This window comes from Gilliamella intestini (assembly GCF_900094935.1).
Taxonomy (GTDB): Bacteria; Pseudomonadota; Gammaproteobacteria; order Enterobacterales; family Orbaceae; genus Gilliamella; species Gilliamella intestini.
In genome coordinates, this window is record NZ_FMBA01000018.1 from 34012 (window position 1) to 46484 (window position 12473).

Annotated in this window: 9 protein-coding genes; 4 read left to right on the top strand and 5 right to left on the bottom strand. The window is 34.6% G+C overall.

All coding sequences use genetic code 11. From position 1 onward, the window contains the following. Positions 1-3: 3 nt before the first annotated feature. From GA0061080_RS06350 to GA0061080_RS06370, 5 genes are all read right to left on the bottom strand, one after another. On the bottom strand, positions 4-1914 hold the full coding sequence (locus GA0061080_RS06350) for a beta-glucoside-specific PTS transporter subunit IIABC (RefSeq protein ID WP_091122804.1): 1911 nt from the start codon (positions 1912-1914) through the stop codon (positions 4-6). Positions 1915-2107: 193 nt separating this feature from the next. Next, the gene (gene licT, locus GA0061080_RS06355; RefSeq protein WP_091122808.1) at positions 2108-2950 is read right to left on the bottom strand and encodes a BglG family transcription antiterminator LicT; all 843 of its coding nucleotides are present in this window, start codon (positions 2948-2950) and stop codon (positions 2108-2110) included. 186 nt (positions 2951-3136) lie between these two features. Next, positions 3137-5011 carry a molecular chaperone HtpG gene (gene htpG / locus GA0061080_RS06360; RefSeq protein WP_091122814.1) on the bottom strand — a complete coding sequence of 625 codons (1875 nt, stop codon included), beginning with the start codon at positions 5009-5011 and terminating at the stop codon, positions 3137-3139. Positions 5012-5347: 336 nt separating this feature from the next. Further along, positions 5348-6709: a sodium-dependent transporter gene (locus GA0061080_RS06365; protein WP_209435756.1), complete on the bottom strand. Its 1362-nt coding sequence runs from the start codon at positions 6707-6709 to the stop codon at positions 5348-5350. Positions 6710-6936: 227 nt separating this feature from the next. Further along, positions 6937-7197, bottom strand: a complete 261-nt coding sequence (locus tag GA0061080_RS06370) for a hypothetical protein (RefSeq protein ID WP_091122817.1) — start codon at positions 7195-7197, stop codon at positions 6937-6939. A gap of 191 nt (positions 7198-7388) precedes the next feature. Between GA0061080_RS06370 and ubiG the strand changes: the two genes are divergently transcribed. The 4 genes from ubiG to GA0061080_RS06390 form a co-directional block, all read left to right on the top strand. Continuing rightward, on the top strand, positions 7389-8087 hold the full coding sequence (gene ubiG / locus GA0061080_RS06375) for a bifunctional 2-polyprenyl-6-hydroxyphenol methylase/3-demethylubiquinol 3-O-methyltransferase UbiG (protein ID WP_091122821.1): 699 nt from the start codon (positions 7389-7391) through the stop codon (positions 8085-8087). A 125-nt stretch (positions 8088-8212) separates the two neighbouring features. Next, on the top strand, positions 8213-9535 hold the full coding sequence (gntT, locus tag GA0061080_RS06380; RefSeq protein WP_091122825.1) for a gluconate transporter: 1323 nt from the start codon (positions 8213-8215) through the stop codon (positions 9533-9535). Positions 9536-9741: 206 nt separating this feature from the next. Next, a complete protein-coding gene (guaB, locus tag GA0061080_RS06385; protein ID WP_091122827.1) occupies positions 9742-11208 on the top strand; it encodes an IMP dehydrogenase in 1467 nt (488 codons plus the stop codon). Positions 11209-11958: 750 nt separating this feature from the next. Continuing rightward, positions 11959-12473: PoNe immunity protein domain-containing protein (locus GA0061080_RS06390; RefSeq protein WP_091122832.1), on the top strand; the 515-nt coding region annotated here is incomplete at its 3' end.

A 12473-nucleotide genomic window follows, 5' to 3' on the forward strand; every position in this document is an offset into this window, starting at 1 on the left:
GTTTTACTCCTTATTTTGGGATAACGCTAATAAAGCCTCTCCACTTTGAATATTATCTTGTTCAAAGATACATTGTATATCTTGATAATTATCACTATTAGTAACGATAATTGGTGTAGTAACTTCAAAACCAGCTTGTTTAATTGCTTCAATATCAAAGCTAACAAGCCGATCGCCTTTTTTCACTTTTTGACCTGCTTCAACATGTGCTTCAAAATGTTGACCATCTAATTTAACAGTATCAATTCCGATATGGATAAGTATTTCAGCACCAGAATCAGTTTGAAAACCAATAGCATGTTTTGTTCTAAATAGTGAAACGACTTCGCCATCATCAGGCGCTAGAGCTTGACCAACAGTTGGAATGATAGCTATACCTTTACCCATTAATTCACTAGCAAATGTAGGGTCATTGACTTCGCTCAGTGGCGCTACCTTTCCTGTCATTGGACTAAAAATTGTGACATTATTGGTATTTGTTTGGTTTGTGTTGTTTTGGTTATTTGTTTGATCTTGAGGAATATCGTTTGTTGATATCATGCTAATTTTATCTTTTGATATACCAAACAGATAAGTCGCAATTAAAGCGATAGCAAATGAGATAACACATGCAAAAACAACTGCATAAAATTTATCATCAATGCCGTGTTCTGGTGAAATTAATTGTAAAAAAGAGAAAACATTAATAAAACTGAAAGAATAGATCACACTATGGTAATAACCAACAATCGCACCGCCAACAATTGCCGATAAACAACCAATAACAAATGGTCTTTTTAGTGGTAAGTTAATACCGTAAATAGCAGGTTCAGTTACGCCAAAAATACCAGACAGAACAGAAGAGCTTGCTAATGCTTTAAATTGAGGATCTTTGGCCCTAAGCATAACAGCAAATACGGCTCCAACTTGTGCAAATACCGCAGGGAACAATATTGGTAATAGAAAATCTTCATGATTTGTTGCTACATTGTTTAAGCAAAGCGGAACAAGTCCCCAATGAATGCCAAAAATTACTAATACTTGCCAAAGTGGTGCTAAAATCATCGATGCAATAACTGGATTAAGTGCATATAGATATTCAATTCCAGTTGCTATATAACTGCTACCATAAGTCACAGCTGGGCCAATAAGTGCAAAGGTTAATGGCACTGTAATGACAAAGCTAAGTAATGGAGCTATGAATTTTTTGAAAGAATCATGCATAATTTTATTGAAGTTTCGTTCTAATAAAGAATAAAACCATGCTGCTAAAATGATTGGAAATACAGATGAAGCATAAGGAATTAAGTCAATTGGTATATCAAATAAATGCGTTTTTAGCAAGAACTCTCCTTGCGGTATCATATTACTAACACTAGGGTGAAGCAATGCTCCGCCAATTGCTAGCCCCATATAAGGGTTACCACCAAATTTTTTAACAGCAGAAAAGCCTAAAATCATTGGTAAGTAATAAAGTGGGGCGTCGGATATTGCATCTAAAAAGTTAAAAGTTGAGGTATTGCGCTGGACAACATCCATTGTTAGTAATAACGCAAGTACTCCTTTTAAAATACCACCTGCTACCATAACGACTAATACAGGAATGAAAATATTTGAGACTAAGTCGATCAGTTTAGATAATATACTTGATTTTTTATTTGGTTGTGTATTTGTGTTGGCTGTTTCATTTAAATTAGTTAACTGCATTATGTCGCTATAAACGTCAGCAACATTATTACCAATTACAATTTGAAACTGTCCACTACTTTGTACAACGGTTATTATGCCTTTTTGCTTTTTTAAAACTTCGGCATTTGCTTTAGTTTCATCTTTTAGTGCAAATCGTAAACGGGTTGCACAATGCACCAAGCTAATAACATTGTCCTTTCCGCCAACGTGCTGAATAATTGATTCAGCAAGTTCTTTGTTTTTCATACTTTATCCTTATTTTTTAACAAAAAAAAACCTAGATCCCTAAAACAGTTTGGTATCTAGGTTTTGCTTGCAAAGTAAACGATTTTAACTTTGCAATAACAATCCAATTAATAGTTTGTCTAGATTAGCATAAATTAAAAAAAACAGATAAGACTTCCACAATAATGATCATCAAATTGTGATTTACTTCACATTATGAATTTTTAAGTTCAGTGCGTAGCCTTTCAATATGAATGGTTAAATAAAGGCTGTCATCATCAGAAAGCGGATGCTGATACTGTTGTATTAAATGCAGATCGATTTGTTTAGTACATAAATAGGCTTCTTGGTATTTTTGGCGGATAATTTCATATAACGAAGCATCTTGTTGTGTTTGTGATTGTTGATTTAATATACGGTGCGCAAAAAATTTTAAATGAGTAACAAAGCGTTGATAAGATAGGCAGCTTTCATCATATTCAAAGTTAAAATGGTATTTTACAATATTGAGTATTTCACGCATGATGTTAGTCATATTAACAACATTAGGCATAGTACCATCAAGTTGCGCATTAATAATATGGAATGTAATAAAGCCTGCTTCGTCTTCCGGTAGTTCAATGGCTAAACGTTCTTTAATGACTGACAGAGCATATAAACCAATTTTAAACTCTTTAGGATAGAATTTTTTAATTTCCCACAAAAAACCGTTAGGAATATCAAAGCCGTGCTTGTGGCGTTCAATCGCCGAATAAATATGGTCGGTTAATGAAATATAGATACTATCTTGCAAATTACCTTCAATAAACTGTTTTGCATGATTAATAATAATTTCAGATGTGGTCAATACCTCAAGCGGTATTTGAGACAGTAATTCGGAAAATTTGGACACAGTGTTTTTATCGTCTAATGAAAACTTTTTTTCGATAAGATTGGAATCAATTAAATCGCCTTCGCGTTTTTTGAAACCAATACCACGACCAGTAAGAATTAACTCTTTACCTTTTGCATCAAGGGTAACAACAACATTATTATTTAGTACTTTATAAACTTTCATTACGTTAAATCTAATTTTTAGATTAAACTATTATCAATCTCATTGAGAAAATAGAAAGCAGAAATATAAAAAAGTGTGATAGGTATCAAACTTTTACCTGATAACTTCTTTGAAAATTAATCAATATTAGTAAAAAGCCCCGATTGGCTAAAATCTATCGGGGCAGTATTTTATTATTTATCGTGATTATTGCGCTAACAATTTATTCATGGTTTGAATAAATTTACTTGGATCGCTAAGTGAACCTTTTTCAGCAAGTAAAGCCTGATCTAGTAGTAGTTCTACCCAATCGTTAAATGCGCTTTCATCTTGCGTATCAGCAATACGTTTAACCAACTTATGATCTGGGTTGATTTCAAACGTGTATTTGATTTCTGGTGCTTTTTGTCCTGCAGCAGCAAATAGTTTTGCCATTTGTGTGCTCATTTCGTCGGCGGCGGTGGTAACAATCGCAGGTGTATCAGTTAAGCGATGCGTTAATTTTACTTCTTTCACTTTATCGCCTAATGCAGTTTTAACACGTTCAATAAATGGCTCAAGTTCTTTTTCAACTTGCTTTTGCTGTTCACTATCTTGATCGGCTAGTTTTTCGATTGACTCGTCTGATTTACTGATAGATTGGAACTGTTTACCATCAAATTCCGTTAAATTGCTCATCATCCATTCATCGATGCGATCAGATAATAATAAGACTTCAATGCCTTTTTTACGGAATAGCTCTAGGTGAGGGCTATTTTTAGCGGCACCATAGCTGTCAGCAGTAATATAGTAGATCTTTTCTTGACCTTCTTGCATTCTGCTAATGTAATCTTCTAGTGATACAGTTTGCGCATCGCTATCAGTATGAGTTGACGCAAAACGAAGTAATTTTGCAATTGTTTCACGGTTGGTAAAGTCTTCACCTGTACCTTCTTTTAGTACTAAACCAAACTCACTCCAGAATTGTTGATACTGTTCTTTATCGTCTTTGGCAAGTTTTTCAAGCATTTGTAACACACGCTTAGTACATGCGTTACGCAAGTTTTGGGTGATTTTGTTATCTTGTAAAATTTCGCGCGATACATTTAATGGCAGATCATTGGAATCAATTAAGCCTTTAACAAAACGTAAATAGTTTGGCATAAATTGTTCTGCATCATCCATAATAAATACGCGTTGTACATACAATTTTAAACCATGTTTGTTATCGCGATTCCACATATCCCAAGGCGCTTTTGATGGGATATAAAGTAGACTAGTATATTCTTGTTTACCTTCGACACGGTTGTGGCTCCAACTTAATGGATCGGCAAAGTCGTGCGAAATATGCTTATAAAATTCTTTATATTCCTCGTCGGTCACTTCAGATTTACTACGTGTCCATAGTGCTTGGGCTTTGTTGACTTTTTCCCATTTAACTTCTTTACTTTCTTCGTCAGTGGTTTGCACTTCAACAGGGAGTGAAATGTGATCAGAATATTTGCTAATAATAGAACGCAAACGCCAATCGTCTAAAAACTCTTTTTCATCTTCTTTTAAGTGTAAAGTGATTTCGGTACCACGAGTTTCTTTATTATCGTCAGATATTGTATATTCACCTTCACCTGCTGACTCCCACATAACCGCTTCGTCAGCTTTTGCTGTGGCTGCGCGTGTTCTAACCGTGACTTTATCGGCAACAATAAAAGCAGAATAAAAACCTACGCCAAACTGACCAATTAATTGACTATCTTTAGCCTGATCACTACCAATAGACTCTAAAAACGCTTTAGTGCCGGATTTAGCAATAGTACCTAAGTTTTCAATCACTTCATCACGTGTCATACCAATACCGTTATCGGCAATCGTTAAAGTACCAGCTTCTTTATTGGTTGAAATGCGCACACCAAGTTCGCCATCACCCGCGTATAAATCTGGATTTTCTAGCGCTTTAAAACGAAGTTTGTCAGCGGCGTCGGATGCGTTTGAAATAAGTTCTCTTAAAAAAATCTCTTTATTTGAGTATAAAGAGTGAATCATTAAATGTAGAATTTGTTTAACTTCGGATTGAAATCCACGAGTTTCAGTGCCTTGCTTACTCATTAACTAGTACCTCTATTATATTTAGTCATTCCAATCAATGCTAACAATAAAAATGATCTTGTTATAACCACTTTTATCATTTTGCACCATTTTTTGGCGCATTGTAGTTAGTATTAACTGAATAAAATTAACATAATGGTTTGATTTATTGATGTATTGCTATATGGGAATAAAAAAGAGAATTTCAATAGAAATGAGTAAATTTATTCATTATTTAAATATTGTTTGGTTGTTTTTTGTTAACAACCCTAACTGAAACCACTACAAAAATGGAGTAAAAAAGCCTTGAGCGAATCAAGGCTTTTTTACTCATAAACACATTATGCTCAATGGCAATTACATAAATCCATAAATAAGAATTAGGATAACCGCAATAGGAATAACGAATCGTGATAATAAAGTCCAAACACTAAACCAAAAATCACTTAAATTTAATTCTTCACGGATGCGTTTTTGATTCATCATCCAAGCCCCAAAAACTACTGTACCTAAACCAGTCACAGGTAACATGATTTTACTTGTTAAATAGTCTAATAAATTAAAAATGTGTTTATCGAAGAGTTTAACGTCGGACCATAAGTTAAAGGATAGCAAACAAGCAATACCTAAAGCCCAAATGACGATACTACTTGCAATGGTTGCTGATTTTCTGCCTAGTGGAGTTTTTTCTTCTAATAATTCAACGGTTGGTTCAAGTAACGAAATAGAAGACGTTAATGCCGCAAAAGTTAAGAATATAAAGAACAATATACCTAAAATCGTACCACCAGCCATATTACCAAATGCAATAGGTAAAGTAACAAAAATAAGTCCTTCGCCTACGGCAACTTTTAAACCGTTAGCAAAAACTAATGGGAAAATAGCTAAACCAGATAATATCGCGACAATAACATCTAATATTACAACTGTACGCGCAGTTGATAATAAGTTGACGTCTTTTCCTAGGTATGAGCCATATGCCATCATAATACCCATGCCTAATGATAAGCTAAAAAATGCATGTCCTAATGCTGCTAAAATAGCATTACCACTTAATGCAGACCAATTAGGTGAAAATAAGAATTTACATGCAACCCAAAAAGACGGACCACTAACATAACACGCATAGCCAACAAGAATTAATAATAAAATACCTAATCCTGGCATCATCAGCTTACAAGCACGCTCTAAACCAGCACCAACACCTAAGGCAACGATAAGTGCAGTGATGGCCATAAATACGGTATGCCAAGTTAATAAATGGCTTACGTTACCACGGAAATCATCAAAAATTTGTTGTGTAATTGTACCATTTGCTCCATTAAATGAGCCTTTAGCTGCTATAAAAATATAATCGGTCGCCCAACCACCAATAACGCTATAAAACGATAAAATTAAAAATGAACCTACAACGCCAATGATGCCGACCCAACGCCATGATCTAGAACGGCCTTCTGAAACAGCTACATCTTCCATTGTATGAATTGGATTTTTTTGTCCACGACGACCAATCAGCCATTCTAAAACTAAAATTGGTAAACCTATAACGAACATAAATAGCAAATAGGTAAGCACAAATGCAGACCCCCCCATTTGACCTGCCATATAGGGGAATTTCCAAATGTTACCTAACCCAACAGCAGAACCCGCTGCAGCTAGCATAAATCCCATGCGTGAACTCCACTGTGAGTGGCTTTTTTTCATAGTACCAGTACTCATTAATATTTTCCTTTAATCTCAATTAGTTTAATTCAGCGTTGTTGTAAAAATAGTACATTTTCGTTAGTAAACTTTTAATCATGCCATGAAATAAATCTATAAACAAGACATTATTCAGGTTATTAGCTATATTTGCTAGAAAACCTAGTAGGTCAAATGACAGGTATTATCTGTAATTTTAAGGCGTATATATTAGCACTTATATCATATTGAACATCTGTAATACCCTAAAAAAGGAAAATAACAACCAACAAGGAACAAACATAATCGCAATTTTTGATTTTAAAAATAAAAGACAAGATAGCATTATAAAAGGTGACCAGTATTTGAATAATAGCGGTTTCGTGAGTATAGCCATAAGGCCATATTGCATCAATAATAATAGTAATAGGAATGATCGCCAATAAGAAAATAACATAAGCACCAATCACAGAAACGTGCATTACACTGTTTAAGCAAGCATAGGTTGTTTTAAGTGAAATAATCATATTTAAATTAAATTCCTGCTAGATATTTAACTTATTGATATGATGATTTTTTAAACTTAAATTATATATCAAATCGTGTAGTTTGCTATACCATTTCTAAAACAGACAAGAATAATTAGGGTTGTTTATTGATAATTACAAGGACATAGCATATAGTTGATTGCAGATTTTATTGATATTAAAGAGCAACCATGTCACAAAATATTGATCTAAACGAAATCGACAAATTTTCACAACTTGCTGTCGATTGGTGGAATCCCAATGGCAAATGTAAGCCACTGCATATAATCAATCCATTGCGAGTGGATTATATACAACAAAAATGCGGATCGTTAACTAACCAAACTGTGTTAGACGTAGGGTGTGGTGGCGGAATTTTGTCTGAAAGCCTAGCTAAATTAGGGGCAAATGTTACCGCTATTGATCTTGCTGATGAGTCGCTTGCTGTTGCTAAAATGCATGCTGAGCAAAATGATCTTACAATTAATTATCAAAAGCAAACAGTTGAAGAACATGCACAGCAACACCCTGAGCATTATGATGTAATTACCTGTATGGAATTATTAGAGCATGTGCCAGATCCATTTTCAGTTATTCAAGCTTGCTCAGTATTACTTAAACCTAATGGAAAATTATTTTTATCAACCATTAATCGCAATCATAAAGCCAAATTATTATTAATTTATGGGGCTGAATATATTGCTCGCTTAGTGCCTAAAGGTACGCACGACTTTAACCGTTTTATTCGCCCATCAGAGTTAATGGCACTTGTTGAGCAAGCAAATTTAGATGTGGAGGCTATTATTGGTATGGAATATCTTTTATTTAAAAATCAATTTAAATTAAGTTCAAATGTGGATATAAATTATATATTAATGGCACAAAAATAAGATTTATTTTAAAAATGTGATCAAATTCTCATTTTAGATATTTTCCCCCTGTATTTTTTTTTAAATCCTCTATAATTTAGCATGTTACCGATAACAAGGGATAATTTATTTTAGAGGATCTATTTATGCCGTTAATAATAATTGCTATTGGTGTAGCACTGCTACTTATTTTAATGTTACCACTTCGAGTCAATGGTTTCATTGCTCTAATTCTAGTTGCACTAAGTGTTGGTGTAATGGAAGGCATGCCAGTTATGGATGTGGTGAAATCCATAAAAAATGGAGTAGGTGGTACGCTTGGTAGTTTAGCCTTAATTATGGGCTTTGGAGCAATGTTGGGAAAACTATTGGCCGATTGTGGTGGAGCTCAACGTATCGCAACAACGCTAATTGAAACATTTGGCGACAAGAAAATCCAATGGGCGGTTACACTTACCGGTTTTATTGTTGGTTTTGCACTTTTCTATGAAGTTGGCTTTGTTCTGTTATTACCATTAGTATTAACTATTGCTGCCACGTTACGTATATCGCCACTATATATTGGTATTCCTATGGCTGCGGCTTTATCTGTGACCCATGGCTTTTTACCTCCTCATCCTGGCCCTACAGCTATTGCAGAAATTTTTAAAGCAGATATGGGACGTACCTTACTCTATGGTACTATCATCGGTATCCCAACAGTAATTTTAGCAGGGCCAGTATTAGCAAGATTACCATTTATTCGCGTAATTAATCATCCAATTGAAGAAGGTTTATATAATTCTAAAAAATTTACTGATGAGCAAATGCCAAGCTTTGCTGTCAGTGTTTTTACTGCTTTAATTCCGGTTATTTTAATGTCAATTCGTGCGGTTTGCGATATGACTTTAGATAAAGGACATGTAGTATTACCTTATGTAGAGTTTCTAGGTGATCCAGTCATTGCAACTTTAATTTCTGTATTAGTTGCGGTATTTACATTTGGTCTTTTACGTGGACGAACCATGACTGAGGTTAATGCTACTCTAGTTGATTCAATCAAAATTATTGCCATGATGTTATTAATTATTGGTGGTGGTGGAGCATTTAAACAAGTGCTAGTTGATAGTGGTGTAAAAGTTTACATTGAACAAATGATGCATTCATCGAATATTTCACCTATTATAATGGCTTGGTTAATTGCGGCATTATTACGTTTGGCACTAGGTTCAGCGACAGTAGCAGCATTAACTGCTGGTGGTATTGTATTTCCACTAATTGCCTCAACAGGAGTAAGTCCTGAGCTGATGGTTATTGCAACGGGTGCAGGTAGCGTTGTGTTTTCACACGTTAATGATCCAGGGTTTTGGTTATTTAAAGAGTATTTCAATTTAAGCATTACTGAAACAATGAAATCATGGTCATTGTTAGAAACAATAATTTCTGTTTGTGGGTTAGCAGGTTGCTTAGTGATTAATATGTTTATTTAATCAAGCTTCATCGTCTATTTTACCTCATCAGGTTTATCTTACTGATGAGGTATTTTTCCTATATCTTCACACATTTTGAACTCATTCATTTTTATTTATTTTCTATTTTAATAGAAAATAAAATTTTACTGGTTTTTTAAATTAAAAGCAGATAGAATGCTTTGGCAATATTTTATCAACAATTCAACTCAATGGTGAATATTGTCATGTCTCGCATAGTTAAAGAAGCCCTCACGTTTGACGACGTGTTATTAGTTCCAGCTCACTCAACCGTCTTACCTAATACAGCTGATATCTCTACTCAACTAACTAAAACCATAAAGCTAAATATTCCAATGCTGTCAGCAGCAATGGATACCGTCACCGAATCAGATCTTGCTATTGCATTAGCCCAAGAAGGTGGAATTGGTTTTATACACAAAAATATGTCAATTGAAAGTCAAGCCAATCATGTAAGACGAGTTAAAAAGCACGAAAGTGGTATTGTACAAGATCCTGTATCTGTTTTACCAACTGCTACCATAGAGCAGGTTATTGAACTTGCTAAAGAGCACGGTTTTGCAGGATTTCCTGTTGTGACCGAAAGCCAAGAGCTTGTTGGTATTATTACCGCGCGTGATGTACGTTTTGCCACAGACTTATCTTTACCTGTTACCGCAGTTATGACACCAAAAGACCGTTTAGTTACGGTCAATGAAGGTGAACAACGCGAAATTGTACTACAAAAAATGCACGAACACCGGGTAGAAAAGGTTCTTGTTGTTGATTCACGATTCCATCTAAAAGGCATGATCACCGTCAAAGATTACAATAAAGCAGAACAAAAGCCGAATGCCTGTAAAGATGAAAAAGGTCGTTTGCGTGTTGGAGCAGCTGTTGGCGCAGCCGCTGGTAATGAAGAGCGCATTGCAGCATTAGTTGAAGCAGGTGTTGATGTATTATTAATTGACTCGTCACACGGTCATTCCGAGGGTGTACTTGAACGCATTCGCCAAGCAAGAAAGACCTATCCAGAACTACAAATTATTGGAGGTAATGTTGCTACAGCCGAAGGTGCTAAAGCCTTAATTGATGCCGGCGTTAGTGCAATTAAAGTTGGAATTGGCCCAGGCTCTATTTGTACAACTCGTATTGTCACTGGCGTTGGTGTACCACAAATTAGTGCTATTATGGACGCAGTCGAAGTAGCGCAAAAGCACAGTATCCCAGTTATTGCTGATGGTGGAATTCGTTTTTCTGGCGATATTGCTAAAGCGATTGCTGCAGGCGCGTCTTGTGTGATGGTTGGTTCCATGTTTGCAGGTACTGAAGAAGCGCCAGGCGAAATTGAACTATTCCAAGGTAGAGCCTATAAATCATATCGAGGTATGGGATCCCTTGGTGCCATGGCTAAAGGATCTTCTGATCGCTATTTTCAAACCGATAACGCTGCTGATAAACTTGTGCCAGAAGGCATAGAAGGACGCATTGCCTATAAAGGACAATTAAAAGAGATTATTCACCAACAAATGGGTGGTTTAAGATCTTGTATGGGATTAACAGGTTGTGCAACGATTGATGAATTAAGAACTAAGTCTAAATTCTATCGTATTACGGGGGCAGGTATGAAAGAAAGCCACGTCCACGACGTTCTTATTACCAAAGAGCCACCTAATTATCGAGCTGGTGCGTAAAAGAGGGGAACCCCTCTTTTTATTTTGTATTTTTGTTAGATTTTGATTTGGTTTTTACTAAAAAATAAATATTTCTACTTGTTAATTTTTTAACAAAACTTACTTAAAGTATAGCAATTCCTCGTGTTGTTTGTAGTAATTTGAAAAACTACTGTAATAAATATACATAAAAAACCAAAATTAACGCCCTATCACAGACAAGAAATAGGGCGCTGATATCATAAAGAAAAATAACCGTCACTAATTAGGCCAAACGCTCTATGGTCATTCGCTAGAGCATTTATAATATGCTAAACAAGCCTGATGAAAGCTGTCAGTTCTTTTAACCTGCTAGAATGAACACTATAAAAAACTGCCTGTCAAAATGCGATTTCTATCTAGAACATGCTATTTATAACCTCAAAAAACGCATTTAACATTAAATAACATCACTCCTCTGAATATAACACACTAATAAAAGTGTAATTTTTTAGGTTAAATTTTTGTAAAAAATATTCAGGAGTCTATACCGTCTGGAGATTAAAAAATGAAAAGAGTGATATGAACTTTAAATTGAAATATGGCATAATCAACAAATATTTAGTGATACAAAAAAGACAACAAATACTTAAATGTTTTATTAATTTTTATAATACCGCTAAACTGCATAAAATGATTTTAGGGAAAACGCCTTATGCGTTTTTAGAGGATCAGTCAGCCCTTGGTCTTAACTAAAAAATAATTAATTTTACCAAAAAAAGAGATAACTATATGGAACTAAGAGACAAATTAAACTCCCTAGAAGGGTATCAAGAAATTATAGATTTAAAGATACAGTTCATTAAAGAACGTTTTGAAAAAATTGAAAATTTAAAACAAGATGAAAAGGAAGGAATACAGAAACACCCCAAACCAAATAATGAAATTATAAAATCGACATACAAAGGTATTTTCATTTATCAATCTGATATTTTAATTGCCAAATACTCCATAGGACAACCTATACCAAACTTAATAGAAGATTATAAAAGAAGTGTTTCTTTTATGGAAAAAGGTTGGAAAGCAATATCCGGTTATATTGATATGGTTTGGATGTTGTCTATCGGTATTATGCTGGAAGCAGAGCCAGATATATTTGAAAAATTAAAATCTTTGGTTAAAAGGGATCATCTCAATGATTATCTGGTTGATTTTCTTTTACAAAACAGTACCCAATGGAGCAAACAAACGGCAAAGTTTGAATTTCCAAGACCTTATAAAGCAACCCAAGACATTATTTCATTGGC